The organism is Pseudomonas sp. Je.1.5.c (genome assembly GCF_051129895.1).
Classification (GTDB): domain Bacteria; phylum Pseudomonadota; class Gammaproteobacteria; order Pseudomonadales; family Pseudomonadaceae; genus Aquipseudomonas; species Aquipseudomonas urmiensis.
This window is the reverse complement of sequence record NZ_JBCPSP010000004.1, coordinates 189,643-213,035: the sequence shown is the minus strand read 5'-3', so window position 1 is coordinate 213,035 and position 23,393 is coordinate 189,643. Positions and strand designations below refer to the sequence as shown.

At 54.2% G+C, this 23,393-nt stretch carries 19 protein-coding genes and 2 pseudogenes; 12 read left to right on the top strand and 9 right to left on the bottom strand.

Going from position 1 to position 23,393, the window contains the following annotated elements; translation table 11 throughout:
• Positions 1-24: 24 nt before the first annotated feature.
• Complete coding sequence (gene bdcA / locus AAZU54_RS05775) at positions 25-738, top strand: SDR family oxidoreductase (RefSeq protein WP_434726796.1); 714 nt, start codon at positions 25-27, stop codon at positions 736-738.
• Positions 739-846: 108 nt separating this feature from the next.
• Here bdcA and AAZU54_RS05770 read toward each other — a convergent pair.
• The 3 genes and pseudogenes from AAZU54_RS05770 to AAZU54_RS05760 form a co-directional block, all read right to left on the bottom strand.
• Positions 847-1,178: pseudogene (locus AAZU54_RS05770) on the bottom strand (transposase); the annotation flags it as partial.
• A 70-nt stretch (positions 1,179-1,248) separates the two neighbouring features.
• Positions 1,249-1,348, bottom strand: a pseudogene (locus AAZU54_RS05765) (IS5/IS1182 family transposase); the annotation flags it as partial.
• Between the two features lie 356 nt (positions 1,349-1,704).
• On the bottom strand, positions 1,705-5,259 hold the full coding sequence (locus tag AAZU54_RS05760) for an indolepyruvate ferredoxin oxidoreductase family protein (RefSeq protein WP_434726795.1): 3,555 nt from the start codon (positions 5,257-5,259) through the stop codon (positions 1,705-1,707).
• Between the two features lie 130 nt (positions 5,260-5,389).
• Between AAZU54_RS05760 and AAZU54_RS05755 the strand changes: the two genes are divergently transcribed.
• Positions 5,390-6,298, top strand: a complete 909-nt coding sequence (locus AAZU54_RS05755) for a LysR family transcriptional regulator (RefSeq protein WP_434726794.1) — start codon at positions 5,390-5,392, stop codon at positions 6,296-6,298.
• A 28-nt stretch (positions 6,299-6,326) separates the two neighbouring features.
• On the opposite strand, the gene AAZU54_RS05750 is transcribed toward AAZU54_RS05755, so the two are convergent.
• Positions 6,327-7,226 carry a LysR substrate-binding domain-containing protein gene (locus tag AAZU54_RS05750; RefSeq protein ID WP_434726793.1) on the bottom strand — a complete coding sequence of 300 codons (900 nt, stop codon included), beginning with the start codon at positions 7,224-7,226 and terminating at the stop codon, positions 6,327-6,329.
• A gap of 77 nt (positions 7,227-7,303) precedes the next feature.
• Between AAZU54_RS05750 and AAZU54_RS05745 the strand changes: the two genes are divergently transcribed.
• The 4 genes from AAZU54_RS05745 (at position 7,304) to AAZU54_RS05730 (ending at position 12,596) form a co-directional block, all read left to right on the top strand.
• Positions 7,304-9,292: an aconitase family protein gene (locus tag AAZU54_RS05745; RefSeq protein ID WP_434726792.1), complete on the top strand. Its 1,989-nt coding sequence runs from the start codon at positions 7,304-7,306 to the stop codon at positions 9,290-9,292.
• Complete coding sequence (locus tag AAZU54_RS05740; RefSeq protein ID WP_434726791.1) at positions 9,289-9,783, top strand: hypothetical protein; 495 nt, start codon at positions 9,289-9,291, stop codon at positions 9,781-9,783. Before AAZU54_RS05745 ends, AAZU54_RS05740 begins: the two co-directional genes overlap by 4 nt.
• A 110-nt stretch (positions 9,784-9,893) precedes the next feature.
• Positions 9,894-11,210: an MFS transporter gene (locus AAZU54_RS05735; protein WP_434726790.1), complete on the top strand. Its 1,317-nt coding sequence runs from the start codon at positions 9,894-9,896 to the stop codon at positions 11,208-11,210.
• Positions 11,211-11,315: 105 nt separating this feature from the next.
• Positions 11,316-12,596 (top strand): OprD family porin, encoded by a 1,281-nt coding sequence (locus tag AAZU54_RS05730; RefSeq protein WP_434726789.1) that lies wholly within the window; start codon positions 11,316-11,318, stop codon positions 12,594-12,596.
• Positions 12,597-12,811: 215 nt separating this feature from the next.
• Here the strand turns inward: AAZU54_RS05730 and AAZU54_RS05725 are convergent, their stop codons facing one another.
• The 3 genes from AAZU54_RS05725 to AAZU54_RS05715 form a co-directional block, all read right to left on the bottom strand.
• A complete protein-coding gene (locus tag AAZU54_RS05725; RefSeq protein WP_434726788.1) occupies positions 12,812-13,174 on the bottom strand; it encodes a histone-like nucleoid-structuring protein, MvaT/MvaU family in 363 nt (120 codons plus the stop codon).
• A gap of 320 nt (positions 13,175-13,494) precedes the next feature.
• Positions 13,495-13,686, bottom strand: a complete 192-nt coding sequence (locus AAZU54_RS05720) for a tautomerase family protein (RefSeq protein ID WP_434726816.1) — start codon at positions 13,684-13,686, stop codon at positions 13,495-13,497.
• A 551-nt stretch (positions 13,687-14,237) separates the two neighbouring features.
• Positions 14,238-14,852, bottom strand: coding sequence for a TetR/AcrR family transcriptional regulator (locus tag AAZU54_RS05715; protein WP_434726787.1), 615 nt, complete (start codon positions 14,850-14,852; stop codon positions 14,238-14,240).
• A gap of 33 nt (positions 14,853-14,885) precedes the next feature.
• On the opposite strand from AAZU54_RS05715, the gene AAZU54_RS05710 reads away from it, so the two are divergent.
• Positions 14,886-15,395, top strand: coding sequence for a DoxX family protein (locus tag AAZU54_RS05710; RefSeq protein WP_434726786.1), 510 nt, complete (start codon positions 14,886-14,888; stop codon positions 15,393-15,395).
• 38 nt (positions 15,396-15,433) lie between these two features.
• Here the strand turns inward: AAZU54_RS05710 and AAZU54_RS05705 are convergent, their stop codons facing one another.
• Positions 15,434-15,712: a DUF1330 domain-containing protein gene (locus tag AAZU54_RS05705; RefSeq protein ID WP_434726785.1), complete on the bottom strand. Its 279-nt coding sequence runs from the start codon at positions 15,710-15,712 to the stop codon at positions 15,434-15,436.
• A 261-nt stretch (positions 15,713-15,973) separates the two neighbouring features.
• Here AAZU54_RS05705 and AAZU54_RS05700 point away from each other — a divergent pair, with 261 nt between their 5' ends.
• The 5 genes from AAZU54_RS05700 (at position 15,974) to AAZU54_RS05680 (ending at position 22,365) form a co-directional block, all read left to right on the top strand.
• Positions 15,974-17,068: an NADH:flavin oxidoreductase/NADH oxidase gene (locus AAZU54_RS05700; RefSeq protein ID WP_434726784.1), complete on the top strand. Its 1,095-nt coding sequence runs from the start codon at positions 15,974-15,976 to the stop codon at positions 17,066-17,068.
• Positions 17,069-17,254: 186 nt separating this feature from the next.
• Positions 17,255-18,157, top strand: coding sequence for a LysR family transcriptional regulator (locus AAZU54_RS05695; RefSeq protein WP_434726783.1), 903 nt, complete (start codon positions 17,255-17,257; stop codon positions 18,155-18,157).
• Positions 18,158-18,319: 162 nt separating this feature from the next.
• Positions 18,320-19,852 (top strand): MFS transporter, encoded by a 1,533-nt coding sequence (locus tag AAZU54_RS05690; protein WP_434726782.1) that lies wholly within the window; start codon positions 18,320-18,322, stop codon positions 19,850-19,852.
• Between the two features lie 15 nt (positions 19,853-19,867).
• A complete protein-coding gene (locus AAZU54_RS05685; protein WP_434726781.1) occupies positions 19,868-20,914 on the top strand; it encodes an HlyD family secretion protein in 1,047 nt (348 codons plus the stop codon).
• Positions 20,911-22,365, top strand: a complete 1,455-nt coding sequence (locus AAZU54_RS05680) for an efflux transporter outer membrane subunit (protein ID WP_434726780.1) — start codon at positions 20,911-20,913, stop codon at positions 22,363-22,365. Before AAZU54_RS05685 ends, AAZU54_RS05680 begins: the two co-directional genes overlap by 4 nt.
• A 62-nt stretch (positions 22,366-22,427) precedes the next feature.
• Here AAZU54_RS05680 and AAZU54_RS05675 read toward each other — a convergent pair whose 3' ends face one another.
• On the bottom strand, positions 22,428-23,378 hold the full coding sequence (locus AAZU54_RS05675) for an alpha/beta hydrolase (protein ID WP_434726779.1): 951 nt from the start codon (positions 23,376-23,378) through the stop codon (positions 22,428-22,430).
• Positions 23,379-23,393: the final 15 nt, after the last annotated feature.

Sequence of the window (23,393 nt, the reverse complement as noted above, 5' to 3'; positions counted from 1 at the left end):
CTCGATCATTCTCAGGAGTATGCAATGACCTCGTTTCATCAGAAGTCCGTTCTTGTGCTTGGCGGTAGCCGTGGAATAGGCGCAGCGATTGTGCGTCGTTTTGCAGCGGACGGGGCTCGTGTCACCTTCACCTATGCATCATCGCCCGCCGCCGCAGCTCAGTTGGCCTCGGAAACGGGAACCACGTCGGTTGCCACCGACAGTGCCGACCGCGATGCCTTGATCGCCAGGGTTCGAGAAAGCGGCCCACTTGACGTATTGGTGGTAAACGCCGGTTTTGCGCTCCACGGAGACGCTCTAGATATCAACCCCGACGACGTCGACAGACTTCTGCAAGTGAATGTCCATGCCCCCTACCATGCTGCGGTGGAAGCTGCTCGTCAGATGCCTGATGGCGGGAGGATCATTGTGATCGGTTCGGTAAATGGAGACCGGATGCCAATGCCTGGGATGGCAGCTTACGCGGTAAGCAAGTCTGCCATGCAGGGTTTGGCACGCGGCCTCGCCCGTGATTTTGGGCCTCGGGGGATTACCGTAAACGTGGTGCAACCCGGCCCCATCGACACCGACGCAAACCCTGCCGACGGCCCCATGAAAGACGTGATGCATGGGTTCATGGCCATCAGACGCCATGGCCGACCGGAAGAAGTCGCCGGCATGGTGGCCTGGCTCGCGGGGCCAGAAGCTTCATTCGTGACGGGAGCAATGCACACGATCGATGGTGGAGCTGGCGCTTAAATAGTTGACTGATATCACCCGAGGATCGCTGCATCCGCAGTGGTCTGAGGGTTTTCATACGAATTAAACATCAATGATACTAGGCATGCTGCTGACAGGCGTTTAGCACTAGGGTTTGTCAGAAAAGTCAGCCCGCAAGCACTTCTCGATGCAAGCTAGTGTGACCAAGGCTTTGAAGCTGCTCGCCAGCTTGACGTATCGCGTAAAGAGTCGACGTTTTCCTTGAGCCAACTGAACAACCGTTCGATTACGTTGCGCTTTTTATGCTGCGGCCTGTCGAACAGTCGAGGTAGGCCTGGCCTAGGCTTGCGATGCATCTTGCGCAAGGTAGTGATCGGCTGCATGCCGTAGCGATCATAGTATTGACGCGGCATCTGGCTGTCATAACCGTTATCCGCCAGTACAAACCAACAGCGCTTGCGCGGGCGACCTTGGCTGCCTGGCAGGCTGATCTGCTCCACCAGCGGCATGGAGTACTCGAGTCGGCATCTCCAACAGACGGCAACACAACAGCCAGCTGGACGCCGTGGCTATCCCAGGATAGGTGTATCTTTGTGGTCACTCCGCCTCGACTGCGGCCGAGACAGTGGTGTCGCGGTTCCTGCAGGCCCCTTACTGACTGAAGCATGCAGCTGGGATTGACCTTGGATAAGAACCATCAAGTCGCCCCCTTTGTCGGCTAGACGCCATTCTGCATGAGCGGGTGCAAAAGTCTAAGTTTCTGCCAACTCAGAATTTGCGAAGCGGGTAGCTGAAATTCGGTGGGCCAAAAGTGGGGCAAAAGCGCTAACCACGAAAAAGTAGACAGCCATAAAAAATCCAGCCACCGCTATGTGACTGGATTTCTTTGTGTTTCTTGGTCGAGATGAACACTCGACCCCTCGCACTCCATACAGATACCGTTCGGCAAGATGGCCAACATGAGTTGGCTCACCGTCGAAGTGATCCACGACTGAATCCTCAAACTCAAAGCAGAGCCGCTGGGATGCGGTTGCTTTTGAGGCTTGCTTCAAAGAACTGGTCGTCTTTCGCTCGCCATCCCTGCAGCAACTGACCGAGCGTGTGCCTAGCGCTGGCAAGGTAGCGGTCTTTGACGGCGCCGTAGCCACGGACAGAATCCGGGATGGAAGCGATGGTCACCGCCAACTCACGGTTATTAGCGTCAAGTCCAGCCAACAATTCATCCATCAACAGCTCATATTCCCGTAACCAGCCCATTTCAACCTTTCGTTCATGGGAGTACGCAAAGGGGTCAAGCCAGGTATTTCTGACGAATTTCATCCGTGCAAGGAGTCGAAATCCCTTTAGCATCCAAGGGCCGTAGCTCGACTTGCGGATCTTGCCGCCGGTCGCTCGTTTGTTGAGCACAGGAGGGGCGAGGTGGAACTGGATCTTGTAATCACCTTCAAAATTGTCGGCCAATTGCGTCATGAACGCCTGATCACTGAATAGCCTTGCAACCTCGTACTCATCCTTAATCGCAAGCACTTTGAAGTAGAATCGCGCGACTGCCTCGGTCAACGCTCCGGCCTGACCAAACAACTTGGTCTCTGCTTGAGCAAAGGTGTTCACCCGCATCTCATACCGGCCAGCAAGTGCCCTGTTCTGATACCGGGTCAATTGCTCAACCCGGTGAAGAATCACCTCATTCAGCGTTGAACTGCGTGCTTTGCGCGTCGGTTTATTGCTGACTTTGGCTTCCACTCGGCTAATGTCAACCGCAGCGCGCCGTCCCCAGAGAAAGGCCGACTTGTTGAACGCAACCGCTGTTCCATTCAGCTCGATGGCTTTCAGAAGTGAGGCTTCACTGACCGGCAACAAGCCTTTTTGACAGGCATAGCCAAGCATGAAGGTGTTGGTTGCAATCGAATCTCCCATCAAGGCAGTTGCCAGCTTCGACCCCGCCAGAAACGACGCATTTTCCTGGCCAACGGCGTCCAGGATCTGGGCAGTCATTTCTTCAGTCCTGAACGACGGATCAGGGTTCCTGGCCAGGTCACCGCTCTCAGCTTGCGCTGCGTACCGGCGCACAAAGGCGCTCGTGAGGCTTTCCTCACTGTTGATGATTACCTGAGTGACCCCATGGCGCAATTTGGAGAGGGTTTCTGCGTTTGCGCTCACCACCAGATCACAACCCAGCAGCAGGCTGGTTTCGCCTTCAGCAATGCGCGGGGCGTGGAGGTCTTCTTGCGTCCGTGCGATTCGAACATGCGACCAGACCGCTCCCCCTTTTTGAGCCATCCCCGCCATATCCAGACTGAGCGCACCTTTACCCTCCAGGAAGGCTGCCATGCCGAGCAGCGCGCCAATGGTGACTACACCCGTCCCCCCTACCCCGGTAATCAGAATGCTGTATGGCTGACCGACCGAGGCAACGATGGGCTCAGGAAGCATCCATTGCTCATCTGTGTCACCCCCTAACGCCTTGGGCTTCTTGATTGAACCGCCTTCGATCGTCACGAAGCTCGGACAGAAGCCGTCAAGGCAAGTGAAGTCCTTGTTGCACGACGACTGATCGATCTGGCGCTTGCTGCCAAACTCGGTGTCGACATTTGTGACCGACATGCAGTTGGATTTGCTGCTGCAGTCGCCGCAGCCCTCACAAACCGCCTCGTTGATGAACACACGACGGGCAGGATCGGCGAATTTTCCACGCTTGCGTCGACGTCGCTTCTCCGCCGCACAGGTCTGGTCGTAGATGATCGCCGATACTCCCTTGAAAGCTCGAAGCTCACGCTGGACATCATCCATCTTGTCCCGACGCAGTACAGGTACTCCCGCAGCAAGATCCACAACACCGGCGTAGCGCTGGGTATCTTCGGTCACCACAACAATCTTGCTCACACCCTCCGCTGCAAGCTGGCGAGAAATCTGCGGCACGGTGATGACACCATCTACGGGCTGCCCGCCGGTCATCGCCACGGCATCGTTGTACAGGATCTTGTAGGTAATGGGCACATTCGCCGCAACGGCAGCTCGGATAGCCAGAAGCCCGGAATGGAAGTAGGTGCCATCACCCAGGTTAGCGAAGACATGCTTGGTGTCAGTGAACGGCGCCTGACCAATCCAGGCCACCCCTTCACCACCCATCTGGCTAAAGGTTTTGGTTTCAGGGTAAATCCAGGCGGCCATGTAATGGCAGCCGATACCTGCCAGCGCCCTACTCCCTTCAGGCACCTTTGTGGAGCTGTTATGCGGGCATCCAGAACAGTAGTGTGGGACACGATCCATCAATGTCGCAAAGCTGTGTTGAGTCGAAAGTTGCGCTTCCAGCACAGCCAGCGCTACCTGCAGTTCGCCCAAGGGCTTGTGCTGAACGATGCGTTTGGCGATCGCTCGCGCAATCTGCGCTGGGGTGAGGTCACTGGTTGCTGGCAACAGCCAGTCAGTATGCGGTCGCGTCCACTCGCCTTTGTCGTCGAACTTGCCAACGATGCGTGGCCGCACGTCCTCGCGCCAGTTATAGAGCTCTTCCTTGAGCTGGTACTCGAGCAAGTGCCGCTTTTCTTCGACCACTATGATCTCATCGAGCCCTTCAGCGAATTGCCTGACGCCTTCGGCATCGAGCGGCCAGACCATGCCCACCTTGTACACACGTAAGCCGATCTGGGCGGCCCGAGCTTCATCGATGCCCAGGATTTTCAGGGCCTGACAGACGTCGAGGTAGGATTTTCCTGAGGTGACAATGCCGATCCGCGCGTCCTTCGCATCCATTACCACCTTGTCCAGACCATTGGCACGAGCATAGGCGGCGGCTGCATAGAGCTTGTGTTCAAGCAGACGCTTTTCCTGGGCCAGAGGCGGGTCTGGCCAACGGATGTTCAGCCCTCCTTCCGGTACCGGGAAATCGGGAATGACCGGGTTTACGCGCGCCAGGCTAATGTCGACAACCGCGCCACTTTCGACGGTATCAGCCACAGCCTTCATGGCAACCCAGCAGCCGGAGTACCTCGACATGGCAAATCCATGAAGGCCGTAATCCAGATATTCCTGGACACCCGACGGCGCCAGTACCGGCATCATCACGGCTTTGAAAATGTGCTCTGTCTGGTGAGGAAGTGACGAGGATCGAGCACCATGATCGTCACCAGCGATAGCAAGGACACCACCAAACCGCGAAGTCCCGGCAGCATTGGCATGGCGGAACACGTCCCCGCAACGATCCACGCCGGGGCCCTTACCGTACCAGATGCCGAAGACGCCATCGTAAGTTGCGCCCTCAAACATGTTGACCTGTTGCGTACCCCACACCGAAGTGGCGGCCAGGTCTTCGTTCAGACCAGGATGAAACTTGATGTGCTGGGACTTGAGATGATCCCGGGCTTTCCAAAGCGCTTGGTCGAAACCACCGAGAGGTGAACCACGATAGCCAGTGACAAAACCGGCAGTGTTCAAGCCAGCAGCCAGGTCTTTCTGGCGTTGCATCATTGGTAATCGAACCAACGCCTGAATCCCGGACATCAGCACTTTGCCGGTATCCAGGGTGTACTTGTCGTCCAGCGACGGAACAGGTGCGCTCACGGTGAAACCTCCAGTTTTGTTATCCGATGCAGTCGTCTTGAGGAGGTGCTGCCCGGTTTTGACTGGAGTCTATGAAGCGCGTCAGGTATCGTAAATTTATAAAAACAGCGATCAGGTATCTGAAAAGCTAATGTCAGCGAGAAACGACATATCCATGCGACAGCTTCGTTACTTTGTGGCGGCAGCGGAGCACGGCCAATTTTCACAAGCTGCAATCAAGGTTCACGTCTCCCAGTCGGCGATTACCACAGCTGTAAGCCAGCTTGAAGCACTGCTGGGTGTTCAGCTTTTTGAACGTCAGCCTCATGGGGTGAAACTGACTGCCGAAGGGCACAAGTTTCATCAGCACGCACGCCACATACTCGACACACTTCAAGATGCAGTCAGTCAGCCGTCGTTTCTCAGTCACTCACTTCACGGTACCGTTCGTATAGGCGCCTCCTACACGGTACTGGGATATTACTTGCCTGCTCTGCTCGCCCGCTTCAAGCGCAGCTACCCCCAGGTCGAGATTGACCTGGTGGACATGGATCGCCCGACTATCGAGCAAGGCATCGTCGACACGTCTCTGGACTTAGGTCTCACCATCATCTCCAACGCTGGCACCACCCTGCCATTCGAGCGCCATGTACTCATGCGCTCCCGCCGGCAATTGTGGCTGGCCACCGAGCATCCGTTGATGAGCGCGCAAGCCATCTCGCTTTCCGACATCGCTGACCATGCCTACATCCTGGCCAAGGTTGACGAAGGCGAAACCTCAGCCATGCGTTATTGGCGCTCAGTTGGCCTGGAGCCCAAGGTTGCGTTTCGCACATCTTCGATGGAAGCATTACGGGGACTTGTCGCTCACGGATTCGGTGTCACCATCCTGTCGGACATGCTCTACCGACCCTGGTCATTGGAGGGCCGAAAAATCGAGGCACGCCCCATCACGGATGTAATTCCACCGATGGAGCTCGGCCTGATCTGGCGGGCAGGAGAACTGAGTGCAGTGGCGTCAGCATTTCAGCAGTTTCTGATTTCGGCCAACGAGCTCTAGCCCTTGGGCTAGCGCTACCAAGCTGCACTCATACGAAAATCTGCAAAAAATCCAGGAAGCTTTGGGTGGTAGCGCTGCGCATTTCCCGTGGGTGGGCTACTACATGAAACTGCCGGCTTGCCCACGCATCCTTCAGAGGGATTCTGACGAGCGCGGGCCCTTCTGGCGACTCGCAGACAGCTCGTTCGGGAATGACAGCGATGCCTAGCCCGCCCTGAATCATCCTGCAGACGGCGTCAAAGCTTTGCAGATGCACGCCATAGTTGATTGTCGCTTGTGCGGCCTTGGCCGCTTTATCCAGGGTCTGGTACAGCGGGCTGTCCCGGTGCAGCGCAATATGCCGGTAGGTGAGGCTTTCACCGAACTCGATGCTGTCACGCTTGGCTAATGCATGATCTTCCCGTACCACCAGCGCCAGGCGATCGACGTGGTAGTTCTGCACAGTCAGCCCAACCTGCACAGCCGACTCGAGGCCAGCGCCGATTCCAAGATCACACTGGTTTCCCAGAATGTTCTCAACCACCTGCTCGCTAGTACGCTCTTCAAGCTCGACATCCACGTGGGGATGAGCAGACAGGAAGTTACTCAAGTCATCGGGCAAGAACTGGATGATGCTCGAGCGGTTCGCATGAATCCTCACATGTCCTCGCTCACCACTGGTAAAACGCGAAAGGTCGGCACTGAGCTTGAGCAACTCCGCCAGCAGTCGCTGTGCATGCTCCAACAGGCATGTACCGGCTGGCGTAGGCTTAACCCCTTTATTGAATCGATACAAGAGCGGTGAGCCGATGGCTTCTTCCAGCTCGGCAATGCGTTTGCTGACTGCAGAGGCGCCCATGCATTCACGTTCAGCGGCCTTGGCAAAGCTGCCCTCTTCGCAGGTCGCGATGAACAGTCTCAGGGTGGTCGGGTCGTAACGCCAAGTCATGTGCATAGGTAACCGGAATTTTTATCGTGGCAGGCAGGAAGAAATATCGCGGCAAGCCCAAGGCATAGCTTCCTATCATGATCCTCGTTGAGGAGATGATCATGACAAAAAAAATACGCTTTGCTGGCCGATTCCTTTTTTTATCCTGCGACAGTGACGTAGTGCAACGCCAAATTGAAGGCGTTGACTTGGATCTGCAAGCAGCGCTGCCGCTCCGGGACAACATTTCAACGGACGAAATTACCCCCGTCGTCATCATGATGACGTACGACGAGCGCCTGGGCACCTACCCTTATGTTGGCTTTAAGACAGAGGGACAGCTACCCATCGGCAACGACGCGGTAAAGAATGGTGGCTTCGAGATTACCGTCGCCGGCAAGCGCTACGGCAAGGGCTCTTCCCGTGAGTCCAGCCCACTGGCCGAGAAATCCGCTGGCATTCGTCTGATCATTGCTGAGAGCTTTGAGCGGATCTATCGGCAGAATTGCGACAATATCGGTATCTACACCTCGACCGATTTCACCCTCATTGATCGCATTCGTGCAGGCGAAGAAATTGACCTCGAAGAGTTCTTGGTCGGTCGCGATGAGGTTACTAAAGCAGTGATTCGCGCTGGTGGTCTGCTGCCGTACAGCAAGCAGCACTTGCCACGCAATCCCGAGAAAATTTTTAAACCGCTCGCGACCAACCGTCGCCCGATGACGCTTGTAGAGAAGATCATTGAGCGACGACGTGTTGCTCCTGAAGGGGAGCTTGCGCGCGGTGACGGTGTGTTCTTGTCCGCCGATTGGCGCTTCAGCCATGACTATTTCACAGGCATGTGCGCACACCTGATGCACGGCGCATTTGGCCAGGCGCTAGAACTGGTACGACCAGGTGAAATCATTGCGTTCCAGGATCACCTGATCCTGGCCAACCAGAGCTTCCCCCATGTGCGCGACAACCTATTGGCAGCTGTGGGGGGACTCGCTTCGGCTCATGACGAGTTTGTACGTCGCTATCCCGTTCGCGCCCATGGCGCCTTGGCTGGGCAAAGTGGATCCGAAGGTATCTGCCATGCACTCTTGACCGAGAAATACGCGCTGCCCGGCCAGGTTGTGGTTGGTACCGACTCGCATACGCCGCACTCAGGTGCATTGGGCTGCCTTGCCTTCGGTGCCGGTGCCACGGATATCGCCAACAGTTGGGCCACTGGCTTCATTCGCTGCCGCATGCCCGAAGTCATCAAGGTTGAACTGGTCGGTAAATTGCGACCAGGTGTAACGGCTAAGGATATCGTCCTAGAGTTGCTGCGCAGCGAGCCAATCCGACAAGGCCAGGCGATTGGCGCCGTATTCGAATACTCCGGCGAAGCTGTAGCCACGCTGTCGATCGACGAACGCGCAACGTTGACCAACATGGTGGCCGAACTGGGTGGATTCACCGGCATCGTGATCCCTGATCAGAAGGCGGTGGAGTTTATCCGTGAGCGCCGCGGTGTGGAGATCAATCTGGAAGAATGGTTATTCAGCGATCCAGATGCTGAATACAAAGAGCAGATTAGAATCGACTGTAGCGCTCTGGCTCCGCTCGTTGCTGCGCCAGGTGACCCAGGAAATGGCATGGCGATCAGTGACCTCGACGGAGAAGTGTCCATTGACATCGCCTACGGTGGTTCCTGTACCGCAGGTAAACGAGAAGACTTTGATTACTATCATGAGGTGCTTGCCTGGGGTATCGAGCGCGGCTTGCGCATCCCTGAGCACACCAAGCTCTACCTGCAGTTCGGTACACTCGCCGTTCGGGATTACTGCAAGCAGCAGGGGTATCTCGAGACCTTCGAGCAGGCTGGGGTTGAGCTCATCATGCCTGGTTGCGGAGCTTGCGCGAATTGTGGCCCGGGGTCATCGACACGGGCTGATCAAGTTACCGTCAGTGCTATCAACCGCAACTTCCCAGGGCGTTCAGGCCCAGGCCAGGTTTGGCTTGCCAGCCCCTATACCGTGGTGGCAAGCGCCCTGCTTGGAAAGCTCGCCAGCTTTGAGACACTGCAAGAGGTCGTGGCCTCTGAAGTGACTAGCGCATGACTTCTACTGCCGACCTGTGCGATCTGTATACCGGGCTTTTCGCCTCCGGCGACGTGCAAATCCTACAGGGCGCCTGGCGCTGGTTCAGCAACATCCGCGCTTTTGAAGGACAAATCATGACCTTAGAGGCTCGGGGTTGTAATGCCGAACTTCGTGACCTGTTGGCGCAGCAAGGTGATGCGAGAATACTGGTAATCGATGCGGGTAGCGATCCAGGAGCGCTGCTGGGTGAGAATTTGGCCAACCAGGCGTTACGCAACGGCTGGGGTGGCATATTGGTAAACGGCAACGTGCGCGACTGCACCGCCTTGGCTGCCATCGCCCTCCCAGTGCTCGCTAACGGAGCTTGGCCGCAGCGATCAATGAACGAACGCGGGGGACAGATTGAAGCGCCCCTGGCAATAGGTGGCACATGCCTCTCTCCCGGCGACTGGATCTATGCCGACGAGGATGGCGTCGTACTAAGCAAGAGTAAATTGAAGTCAAGCTGAAGCTCTTGGTGCTGCCTACTGTGACCGTGAGTTTGAGTGCCTGATTGGCGGCTGATGATAGCCTCATCAGCTAACTACATCTCCGACAAATACAACTATGGAGAATACGTATGGCTACCCTGACCCAGGGAGCAACTCACGTTGCTTCGGATGTGCAAGAGCTGCTGCTCTACCGTCGCATTGCCTGGCGTATCTTGCCGTTGACGATCGTTTGTTTCCTCTTCTCCTATTTTGACCGCATCAATATCAGCTTTGCGAAAACCCAAATGCAGGCGGAGCTGGGCTTGAGTGACGCCGCTTACGGTTTTGCTGCGAGCATTTTCTTCTTCGGCTATGTATTGTTTGAGGTTCCAAGCAGCTTTGGGCTGAAGAAGTACGGGGCGCCCAGCTGGATCTGCCGCATTATGGTGTCGTGGGGCATCGCAACCGCCTGCCTGGTGTTCGCCTACAACGAGTACACCCTCTACTTCCTGCGTTTTCTGATCGGTGTCATGGAGGCCGGCTTCGGCCCGGCGTTGTTGTTCTATCTTGCCTGTTGGTTCCCTAAAAAGAATCTCGCGAGCATGAACGGCATCTGGTTCCTGTCCATTCCGCTTTCCGGTGTGCTGGGAGCCCCGGTTTCCGGCGTCATCTTGGAGTACATGAACGGCTTCCTAGGACTCGCTGGGTGGCATTGGTTGTTCGTATTGTCGGGCCTGCCATGTGCGGTGCTGGGCGTGATCGTGCTGTTCAAGCTTGATCGCGACATCCAGTCGGCAAAATGGCTCACTCAGCCGGAAAAAGACCTCCTGCAACGCAATCTAGATAACGACAAGAAGGACTCGAAACCGATCCATGCCTCCTTGCTCAAGGTTATCCTGACCCGCGAAGTCGCGATCCTGTCGGCGATCTACTTCATGGTCAAGTTGACCGGGTACGGCCTGAACTTCTGGATGCCGCATCTGATAGGCTCATCCGGGGTCAAGAACCAAATGGCGGTCGGCTTTCTCACCGCTCTCCCCTACCTCGTCGCGGCCATTGGCATGATAATCGTCACACGTCGCTCGGATGCAAGCGGCGAGCGTAAACGGTATCTGTGGCAATGCATGTTGGTGGGTGGAATCGGCTATTTCGCGGCGTGCTATTTCAATGGCAATTACTACTTGTTGACCGCTTTCCTGGTGCTCGCCACCGCTGGTGTGTTCATTGCCATTCCAATCTTCTGGACTATTCCACAGACAGCGTTCGCTGGGCTGGCCATTGCCGGCGGTATCGCGGCTATCAACACCGTCGGACAGTTGAGTGGCATGGTGGCGCCATTACTGGTCGGCTACATCAATGACCTCACTGGCAATACCTACATGGGCATGCTGGCATTGGCGCCCTTCTGCTTCATCTGTGTAGCCGTGATCCTTTGGGGCATTCCGAACGACCGCAAGATCGCTTGATGCTTTGGGTGCTCGACCTGGCACCCATCACCTTTGCGAACTGCTCAGCACGCGAGCCCAAGCGCCGCGTGCCGCGCTTGGCCGTGTGTGCGACTGGAGATAACAATGATAAGAAAATGCTCTGGCACGATTCTCGTACCCCTTCTGGGGGGCGCGTTCCCTGGGGTTACTCAGGCTGAATTCTTAAGCGATAGCAAAACCACGCTTGAAGCCAGAAACTTCTATTTCAGCAGGGACTTTCGCAGCGGCACCTCTGCTCAATCCAAGCGTGAAGAATGGGCCCAAGGCTTCATCCTTCGCAGTCAGAGCGGCTATACAGAAGGCGATGTGGGATTCGGTATGGATGCGATTGCCATGCTGGGCATAAAGCTCGACTCAAGTCCGGATCGCACGGGGACTGGCTTGCTGCCAAAACATGGCAATGGACGCGCAGCCGATGAGTTCTCAACTCTGGCCCCAACCGCCAAAGTGAAGATCTCAGCTACTGAGCTTAAGGTAGGCGCCCTGACGCCTACATTACCGCTGCTTGCGGCCAATTACAGCCGACTCGTACCCCAAGTGTTCAATGGCGCGATGCTGACATCAAGCGACATCAAAAACCTCACCGCATCCGTAGGCCGAATCGAAAATGTAAAAGCCCGCGATTCCTCGAACTTCGAAGACATGACCCTCACATCCATGTCGGGAGCGTTTTCCAGCTCTGCGAGCAGCGGCGGCATGGACTACTTCGGACTTGATTACAAATTCGGGCCAAGCCTCGCTCTGAGCGCCCACCACGCCACCCTCGAAGACATCTATCGCAAAAGCTATCTCGGGCTGCAGTACGGTCTGCCGATCGGCCCAGGAAAGGCCTTTACTGAAATCCGCTATTTCGACGCCGGTAATGAAGGACGAGCCATAGCCGGGAACGTGGATAACAGAACGCTAAGCACAAACCTGGGTTACAAGCTGGGCCCGCACACAATCAGCGGTGGGTATCAAAAGAGCCGTGGGGCTTCGGCGTACCCCTATCTCGCCGGCAGTGACACCTACCTATTCAGCGAAATGCTGGTCAGCACATTCGGCATGGAGAATGAGCGGGCCTGGCATGTGAGGTATGACCTCGATCTTGCAGCGTTTGGCATCCCAGGCCTTTCCTTTACGGCAAGATACGTCCATGGCGATCAGGTAGATCCCGAACAAATCGCCGGAAGCAAAGCAACCAACCTGCGCAGATCGAATGACGACGGCGCTGAATGGGAGCGTTCAACAGACATCACTTACGTGGTGCAGTCGGGGCCTTTGAAAGACTTTTCTATCCGCTGGCGGAATGCGACGTATAGATCGACCTACACCGATAGCGCAGACGAGAATCGACTGATCCTCAGCTATTTCTTCAAGTTCTGAGATAGCAGGAGGTCGAGTGAACCTCCTCCGGCCTTGGCGTATGAGGCGAGCATGTGGTAGGAATCGCCTAACTACAGTACCGCTGCGCTATAGTTCTTTGACGAGTGCCCGCAGATCATCCGCCTCGCGGGCTGTCAGCATCAAATCGCCATAGTGCAGCCCTTCTGTAGCTTTTGTGGGCTAAATTTTATGGATCAACCTGCGCATGCGACAAATTACGATACCCAGGACTCAACCTCTTCTGAACCATACTCAGCTTTCCACTCTTTCAAAAGCTTATGGTTCCCGCCTTTTGTTTCGATGATTTCCCCATTGTGCGGATTTTTGTACTGCTTGACCTGACGGGCTCGGCGAGGTGCTTTCTCGACAGCTGCGGGTGCGGCACGACGACCCGACTGTGGATCTAGCAGGTTGATGATATCCCTCAGGCTGCAACCGTACTTTGCAAGCAAATCGCGCAATTTGGTTTCAAATTCGATTTCTTTCTGAAGCTCGCTGCTGCCTTTCATAGCCTCCAATTCGGCCAATTGGGCGGCGAGTTTTTGCTCAAGCTGTCTAAATTCTGCCAGGCGGGACATGTAAATACTCCGAAATGGGATGGATCATCTGTAGAGCAGCCTAACGCAAATTAAGTTCAAATCCAAATGGAGACCAGGGTAGCCATCCCTAAAGCTTCTTACGACTGCACCAGTGCCCTTATTCGGAGCGCGTTAACTTAGAATATTTACCCAGGATCTATACCGCTAGCTCGTGCCAATTGCCATAAACTTAGGCCAAAGTGAGTAGTCGTTGACCTCGCATCAACCCATCCGAACAGGCCCGCCGAGAACCTTACACTGAACTCTGGAGGCCAGGGATTCGCTCGCAGGGAACCGCTTTGACGACGTGCCGCTCTCAACTAGGATTTTTTAGCGGCGCGACGCTCCGCCAGAGTGACGCCTCCTGCTGCCCAATGAGTTTCCGGAACTTCTTGAATCACGACCCTGATACTTTCAAGCGGAGCGTCTAGCGAGGCGGCGATCGCTTGGGTAACGTTGACGAGCAATGCATGTTTCTGTTCTTCGCTACGGCCTGCAGCGATGTGTAGCATGGCAATGGGCATGTTGTCGGCTCAGCTAGTGCTAACGAGATCTATCGCGACAGCCATCGTCTTGGATACCGCCAGACGTCGGTCGTTGAGATGTGATCATGGCTTGGATCCATAGAATCTATCCTGCCTGGCGCTCTTGCTCAAGATAGCAATTCACCAATTCGCATCTCTAGCCGCTGAGCACGCGATTGCGAGCTGCAATCACCTGCATCAGACAAACCTAAGAAACTGTATGCTCCGGAAGCTGAGCTCTATCTGAAAAACTTTCATCAATGTCTTCTACCGGCAATGTCTAGGTTTATTTCTGCAGTGGGGATGGATGAGACCTACCGTAAGCGATCAGATACATAACTTGCGCAGTTCAGTCTCACGAGTAGAGTGGCCGCCTAGACCCTGCGCATGGAAACCCCTGCATTTCGGCAGAGCTGCTTTACCAAGCGTAGCTGGCCTAAACAGGAAAATGTCCCCCGACATGCTTCAAAAAGGAGCTGACGACAACTTTATGGTGTCAACTCACTTCGCATGCGCAGGCCCGGCAATGCTCAACAGTGCTACCGCGTTATCCCGTTGAGGAAAATGGTGACCGCTGTGCTAACCCTTTCTTCAATATCCCTGTCGGTGACAGTCATCCCGGCAACAGCTCGAAACTGAAGATCGGCTATCAATGAGTCGCAGAAAACTGCGGCGCATACCCGAGACGATGACAACGCCAGACGATCCCCCTTCTCCCGCTGCTCCAGCAACTGCTGCATCGTCTCGTATGCCCTCACAGGCCCCAGCCTGACAAATGCCTGGGCAAAATCAGGATAACGCTGGGCTTCACTCATCACTAAGCGCTGCAGAGCAATGACTTCGGGCTTCAACAGAAACGTCAGGAAAGTCATACCGAACGAATACAGCGCTTCTTCAAGTGTGGTGCCCTGGGCCTGGATGGCTCTGAGGGGTGTCATGATGTCATCGCAAATGCGCGCTATCACCGTGCGAAACAGACCTTCCTTGTCACCGAAGGCGGTGTAAAGATCACGTTTTGAGCCGCCCGCTCGACTCATGACGGCATCGATCGACACACCTGAAAAACCCTTTTCCAGAAAAAGCTCCGTAGCCGCTTTGAGCATCTCCGCGGTGCGTTCGTTGCCAATGGATGGGGTAGGATTCAGCTTACTCATTCGTATCTCATGCTCGGCGTCCGACTCCTTCGCATGATGCCGCGTTTAGTGATGGTATTTCAAATTACCATCCACTGGGGTAGCATCGACATCGCGGTAATTCAAATTACCGATCATTTTTTGATCAGCCTGGAGTCACAAATGACTGAATTCGCAGCATCGCTTTTGAGTAGTCCTATCCTGATGATTGTCGCCCGGGCAGTGCTGGCGTCATTCTTCCTGGCCGCGGGAATTTTCGGAATCTTCAATTTCCCCGCCGTTGTGCAGGAGATGACCGACGCGTCTCTATCGGCGCCTAAGCTCCTGGCGGTGGCCACCGTAGCAACTCAGTTGATTGGCTCGGTTTTGCTAATCACCAATGTGTTGGGGCTGAGCTGGCTGGGTGCGATCATGCTGGCGGTTTTCACTCTGCTCTGCATTCCTTTCGGACATCCCTTCTGGCAGTTCGAGGAGCCTCAACGGGCGCAACATCTGCAGATCGCCCTTGAGCATTTTGCCCTTTCAGGTGGGCTGGTGATTGCCGCTATCGCGAGCCTGCGATGATCCCGTTAGATATTGGTGGCTAAGGTCGATCACGACGATCAGCTGAGCAGCCTGAATCGGCAGACCATTGCCTCAGACCTTTGCGCAACAATCCCCTGGTATTCGCTAGAGTTGTACCAGTTCACCGCACTCTGGCGATCTGGGAACCGGATAATTATGCCGACCGGTAAACCAGGATCACCTGCCAGCAGCTCCCACTCCCCACCGGCGATGAATTCACCTCCGTATGACCTGACCGTTGCGCCGGCGACGCTTGAATACTTAGCTTTCGCCTGTGCATCAATCACTTGAAGTTCAACCAATACGTAAGCGCTCACTGAGTACTCCTTTGGATATGGAAAATTGGCGCTGATGATTCCGCTCAGCGGAAAGCTGGATTTCTGTAAGCGGCATGTACCAAAAATTCCTGGAAACTAGACTAGTGCGTTTATCAAAATCAATGCGCGCCGCACCTTCAACAGAATGAAATACGCGCCATTTGGGACAACGTTAAGTCATTGATTCTACGCATGTCCAGGCCAAATCCTCTTCATTTAGGCCTCTTATTTTATTCATCGTATCCAGCGAAGTTAACCCGAATGTCAAAACTGTTTTCCCCTTTTTCCCTGAAATCCGTCACCCTTCGAAACCGGATCGCCGTACCACCTATGTGCCAATACTCGGCAGTAGAAGGATCCGTTAACGAATGGCACATCAACCACTATGCTGCGCTGGGTCGAGGCGGAGCTGGTCTGGTCATTGTTGAAGCTACAGCCGTGTCACCCGAGGGCCGGATTACCCCCGGTTGCACGGGTCTGTGGTCTGATGATCATGTACGTGGAATGGCTGACGTTGCTTCAGCAATCAAGCGCGGTGGAGCAGTCCCTGGCATTCAGATCGCTCATGCGGGGAGAAAAGCCAGCGCCAATCGGCCCTGGGAAGGTGACGATCACATAAAAGAGCAAGATTCCGAAGGCTGGGTAACGATTGCTCCCTCGGCAATTCCTTTCGGTGCTCATTTACCTAAGGTGCCCCAGGAAATGAGCAAGGACGAGATCCAACGCGTTCAAGCTGATTTCATCGAGGCCGCCCAGCGCGCACGTGCAGCGGGGTTCGAGTGGCTGGAGCTTCACTTCGCCCACGGATATTTGGCACAAAGCTTCTTCTCAGAGTATGCCAATGCTCGCTCCGATGAATACGGAGGTTCGCAACGTGGCCGCTTCATTCTCGAAACCTTGGAAGCCGTCCGCGAAGTGTGGCCGCCTAACCTGCCCCTCACGGCACGCTTAGGTGTCATTGAGTTTGACGGCATGGACGAGAAGACCCTTAGCGAGTCGATTGATCTGGTTCGCGATATGAAAGCGCTGGGGCTGGACATGCTTAACGTGAGCGTGAACTTCAATATCCCCGACGCTAATGTTCCGTGGGGCCCCGCATTCCTGGCACCGATTGCTCAACGCGTCCGCAATGAGGCGAATCTTCCGGTCGCAGCTGCCGGGGGCATTGACTCTCCAGAGTTGTGTGAGTCAGTCCTGAAAAACGAGCAGATAGACCTGGTGATGGTCGGCAGAGCGCATCTGGCGAATCCGCACTGGGCATACCAAGCCGCTAAAGCGCTTGGCGAGGAAAGCGCCTCTTGGGTGCTGCCGGCCCCGTACGCGCATTGGCTGGCACGCTATGCTGCCTCGGAGTAGGCATCTGAACGGATACTCAACGAAGCGCTGCTAGCTACCCCATCTCTAGCGGCGTAACAAAGTTTCTGAAGGCTGCGCCAGCCATGCGGGCGTGCAATGGCGGGCTAACGCAGATGTTGCTGGCCTCGAAAGCCCATCCAGCTAACGAGCCAGTACAGAAGCTTTAGTTCCACCTTGGAGTGATAAATGGCTATACCAGATCTGAACCTCTTGATTGCGCTCGATATCTTGCTGGACGAGTCCTCGGTGACACGGGCAGCGGAGCGACTGCATCTAAGCCCTCCCGCTATGAGTCGAGCGTTAGCAAAAATTAGGGAATTAGTAGGCGACCCTGTTCTGGTGAGGTCTGGCCGTAATCTGGTTCCCACCCCCCGGGCACTGGAGTTACGCGATTCTGTGAAAGCAGCCGTTGAAATGGCCCAGCAGGTCTTCACTCCCGCCGATTTGGTTGATCCCTCCAAGCTGAGCCGCACCTTCTACGTACGTACAAACGACTTTTCCTTTGGCGAGATCGTGCGCAAACTGAATCTGGCACTCCAGGTTCAAGCCCCCATGTGCAGCTTGTGCATCGTTCCGGAAGGAACAATGGACGATCACGCCCTAGCCGAAGGGAGAATCGATCTCTATGTGAGCAGAAGAAGAGATTTCTCTCCTGATACAAAACTCCAGCAGCTATTTTTCACTACCTTCGTCGGCATAGCACGCGAAGACCATCCTCTTTTCAGTTCAGTGATAACCCCCGCCACGTTTGCTTCTTATGGTCAAATCAGCATCTCGCGCCGTGGTCGTGCGCGCGGCCCGATAGACCAGCAACTGCAGACGTTAGGACTAAGCAGGCACGTCTCCTTCGTCTCCCCCTCTTTACTGGCCTCGCTATTCTATTTGATGGACACCGATCTGATCCTTCCAACAATGCCCAACCACATGCTCAGCATGGTCAACCGTATGGGTTTGAAACTAAAAACGTTCGAACTTCCAGTAGAAGTAGACTCAGTAGAGGTGGTACAGGCATGGCATCCACGCCTAGACAATGACCCTGGCCACCAATGGTTTCGCAGGCTGGTGAAGGAAGTAAGCGCAGAAATGTAGCAATCAGGGCGGATTCCGCTAACCGGAATCCATCATTAAACCATTAGCAATTTTGTTATTCATCATGAGTGGTTAAAGTGACAGCACTCATTAACCACTAATGGAGAAACCGGCGATGAATTTCCCGGCACTCATGTGGCCACCTGCCTGGGGAATAGCCACATGAACGCAATAACACACCCACTTCCCTCGCCAACTGTGACGCCACCCAAATTTAGTTTCGGAATCCAGATTGCCACCGGTTTGATTGGCATCCTGCTCGCCGTTTTAATCGCCGGTTTCAACGAAAGCGTAACAAAGGTTGCGATGGCGGATATCAGGGGGGCAATGGGTTTTGATTATGACCAAGGGACGTGGCTGATAGCGACTTATGCGGCGACCTCAGTTACAGCGATGGCATTTGCCCCCTGGTGTGCGGTGACTTTTACGTTTCGAAGGTTTGTGATCTTTGCAATGGGTGTATATTCACTCATCGCTTTTTTATGTCCGTTTGCTCCAAACTACGAAACGTTGCTCGGGCTTAGGGCAGTTCAAGGCATCATGGGTGGCGCAATGCCGCCCATGTTGATGTCTGTCGCTCTGCGATATTTACCGCCCAACGTGAAATTATACGGTTTGGGCGCCTACGCTCTGACTGCAACTTTTGGCCCAAGTTTCGGCACTCCGCTCGCAGGCTGGAGCGTCGATTACCTCGGTTGGGAGTTCGCTTTCTGGCAAGTAATTCCAATGTGCCTTTTGAGCATGGCGTTGGTTTCTTGGGGCATGCCTGAGGATCCAATGAGGCTTGAACGCTTTAAAGAATTCAATGTGCGTGGCTTTATCCTGGGCGCGCCAGCAATTATCATGATTGTGCTTGGACTTGAACAGGGTCAGCGGCTTGACTGGTTCAACTCCGACCTTATCAAGTTTCTTCTCATTGGAGGCCTTACTGTACTGACCTTGTTCATGGCCAATGAGTGGAACCATCCCAATCCTTTTTTCAAAGTTCAGCTTTTAAAGAGACGTAATCTCGCCCATTCATTAATAACGCTGGGCGGCATCCTTTTCATCATGGGCGCGACCATCAATATTCCATCCAGCTACTTAGCAGCTGTTCATGCCTATCGCCCCCTGGATACAACGCCAGCACTGCTCATTGTGGCGTTGCCGCAGTTCATAATTTTGCCGTTAGTGGTGGCAGTCCTGAACAACCGCTTTGTTGACTGCAGATACGTGCTCGCGGCTGGATTCGCACTTTTAGCCTTCGCTTGCTACCTCGGGTCACACATGACAAGCGAATGGATCAGAGATAATTTTTATATTATCCAGATCATTCAGGCTTTCGCTCAACCAATGGCGGTTATTCCTGTGATCATGCTTTCTGTCACAGGCTTGGATGCTAAAGACGGGCCCTTTGCCTCTGCCTGGTTCAACACGCTTAAAGGTTTCGCCGGCGTGGCAGCGGCCTGTGGAATTGAAGTCATGAGCATTCACCGCGAACATTTTCATTCAACTGCGTTGGTGGATCAACTTGGGAACCGCCCTCTGCATCAGGCAGCGGTCAGCATGGGTGAAATGGCTCACCGTCTACATGAGCAAGTAATTACGCTGACGTCTGCTGACTTGTACACCTTTGTAGGCATCGCCTGTGTGGCAATGATTCCTCTGATCGCCATATTGCCGACTCGCATCTACCCCCCCGTAATCATAAAATAATTTCGGACATACAGCATGAAGAGCTTACCAAAACATACTGGAGCCATGGCGCTTGCGTTTTTAGCCATAGCCGTAACCATAACAGGATTTTTATATGCATCGTCTGGAGGCACTGAAACTACCGACGATGCTTACGTGAATGCTGACTTTACACTGATCGCCCCGAAGGTAGAGGGCTTTATCCGCGATGTACTTGTAGAAGACAATCAAATAGTGCGCGCGGGCGATGTGCTTGCTCGGATTGATGACGATGACTACCGTGTGGAATTCGCAGCAGCTAAAGCCAAAGTAGCGACTAGCGACGCAAAATTGCGAAACGCCGCCGCATTGCTCAAACGCCAAGAAGCCGAAATTCGGCAAGTTGAAGCGGGGCTGGCTGCCGACAAAGCAGAAGTTAACTTTGCACAACATGAATTCGAACGGTATACAAATCTCGCGAATCAAGGAGCGGGTACCCTTCAGAACTCTCAACAAGCTCGGGCGCGCCTCGCAAAGGCAACTGCTCAGCTGAACAACCGTAATGCGATGCTCGACGCTGCCCGAACCCAAGTCGAAGTACTTGAAGCATCCCAGCAATCTGCAAGCGCTGAGCTTGATCATGCCAAAGCCATGCTTGATAAGGCTGAGCTCAACGTCTCTTACACTGAGCTCAAGGCTCCATTCGATGGAGTGATCGGTCGACGCAGTGTGCGCGTAGGCGCCTTTGTAAAGCCTGGTGCGATGTTGATGGCAGTCGTCCCCATGGATAAATTCTATATAACAGCGAACTTCCGCGAGGTACAGCTCACCAGTATGCATCCTGGTCAGCGTGCTGAGATCCAGGTAGACACCTTTCCAGGTCAAACCTTGGTTGGCACAGTTGAAAGCCTCGCGCCGGCGACAGGCGTAACGTTTGCTCCCATCGCACCTGACAATGCCACGGGTAACTTTACAAAGGTCGTTCAGCGCATCCCTGTAAAAATCATGCTGGAACCTGGTCAACCTTTGATAGCCAAACTCAAAGTGGGCATGTCTGTAGAAGCCTCTATCCACGGAAGTGATGCAGTGGAGGCTACCCAATGAAGACAATCCCTAGATTTTCCACTCTCGCTCAATCAGTAGCGAGTGCCGGCATTTTACTGCTTACTGGTTGCATGGCTGGGCCGGACTTTCAAACGCCAGAATCAAGGTTGCCCCCAACGTGGCAACAGGAATCTTCGTCGCACCTGGTTTCCGAAGGCGTTATAGCCGCGAGTTGGTGGGATGAGTTTCACGATCCCATTTTGAGCCAGCTCATCAAGCAGGTATCGGAGTCGAATCTCGACCTCAAGATGGCCGTCGAACGCCTTAACCAAACCAGGGCAATTTTCCAGAGCATTGCTTCAGAACGCCTGCCTACCGTAGACGGAGGCATCAGCTACACCCGGGGCAGAAGCAGCGAAAAGGGACTGGCGGACATTGCAGGGCTTGATGGCAAGGATAATTTCAACGTATGGGACACGGGGCTCGACAGCACCTGGGAGTTAGATCTGTGGGGGCGTGTGAAGCGAGCAGTTGAAGCCGCCGACGCAAAAGTGGCTGTGGCCGACGCAGACCGGCAGGCCGTTTACCTCTCACTGATGGGAGGAGCCGCCTCAAGCTATATCCGATTGCGAGGAATACAAGAGCTTCTTGACGTAACTCGACAAAACCTTGAAACGGCCAACAAGGCAGTAGACCTTACTCAAATCAAGTTTGAGCAGGGGGTCGCCACAGATCTCGACGTTTCCCAAGCAGCAGCCCTGCGATCTTCGATCCAAGCAAGAATTCCTGCTTTACAGCAGCAAGCATCTGAAACGATGAATGCTTTGAGCCTCCTTACGGCACAACCACCCGCAAGCCTGAATGCTTTGTTAGAAAAAAATGCGCCGATACCGTCGCTGTCTCACAAGATTGAAATGGGCGTGCCCAGCGAACTGGCCAAACGGCGCCCAGATATCCGTCGAGCCGAGGCAGAATTGCATGCTGCTACAGCTTCGATCGGCGTCGCCAAAGCAAATTTTTACCCTTCCATTACGCTATCAGGCAGCGTCGGATTCCAAGCGAATCAATTGTCTGATCTAGGCAGTTGGAATACTCATCGATTCTCCTTTGGGCCGTCGGTCAGCATTCCCATTTTTGAAGGCGGACGGCTTAAGGCTATGTTGAAGCTGAGTGAGGGCAAACAGAGGGAGGCCGGACTGAACTACCAACAGGTTGTTCTCGCCGCATGGCATGAAGTTGATGATGCGGTTTCAGGGCTCGGTAATCAGGAAAGAAGAGAGGCACATCTTGACGAGGCTGTATCTCAGAGCAAGAAAGCCTTGGCAAGCGCTCAGTCTCAGTATAAACAAGGCACGACTGACTACCTGAACGTGCTTTCTGTACAAAATTCGCTGTTGGCTAATGAGTCAGCGCTCGCATCTAGCAAGGCCGCTCAATCTCTCGCCGCGGTTAGGCTATACAAAGCTCTCGGTGGCGGATGGACAGGCTCAAAAGCAAAATACGGAAAATGAAAACTTCAGACCGGTCTTAGGAGCCGGTCTGATTTTTTCACCGTGAAATTCGCACCACTCCCCTATGAGTGTAATCCCATCTGGGAGAGAGTAACCTCAGAAACGCGAGACCGCGGGTCATTCAGCTCCAAAGCAGCCTGCAAATGGTCAAGGCCGCGAAACTGCAGCTGACCTTGTAAAACACCGGAAGTCTTCAAAGCTTGTGCAAATGCCAAGGATTGACGCTTGAATTCGGGACTTTCATGTTCACCCCACGCCACAAATACTGGACATGTAATCTCAGATACAAAATTGATCGGACTGTATGCATAGGCTTGTGCTGCTGTGAGGTTTAGGTATTTTCCTCGAAAAGACAACATGGGCGCTGTCAGATCACACATTCCGCTGATGACAACAGCCCCCTTTACCAACTCTTTGGGCGCCCCATAACGCGACCAGTCGGTGGTAAGCATTACCCCTACCAGGTGCGCGCCAGATGAATGCCCTGAGAGAGTGATTTGATCGCGGTCACCACCAAATGTCTCAGCATTATTATAGATCCATGACAATGCCATTCTGCACTGTTCTATCATGCCCGACAGCGTGGTATCCGGGATGTTATCAAAATTCAAAGCAATGTAAATTCCGCCTCTGTCAACAAAAACAGGAGCAGGCCCGGCGCTGGAGTCCTTCGACAGCGATCGCCATGCGCCGCCGTGGATAAATACGTGAATCGGCGCAGGCCGCTCGGTATCGACCGTAAAAACGTCCATCACTTCAGACTTCTTGTTGCCGTACTGCAGCGTTATAAATTTGAACTGTTTCTTAACTAGCTCACTTATTTCACCATAGGATTTGATCGTTTTTTCAAATCCTGGATGTGCCCAAACGTCCTGATTGTAAGCGTCATCTAGTTCGCCCTGGGTGTAATTCAGAAAAACCTTATGATCCGAGCCTCTGAAAGATGTGCACCCCTGCAGCATCCCGAAGCAGGCGCCAATGGCACTGAAACCCAAAAATTTTCGGCGATTCATGGAATTAGTCCATCA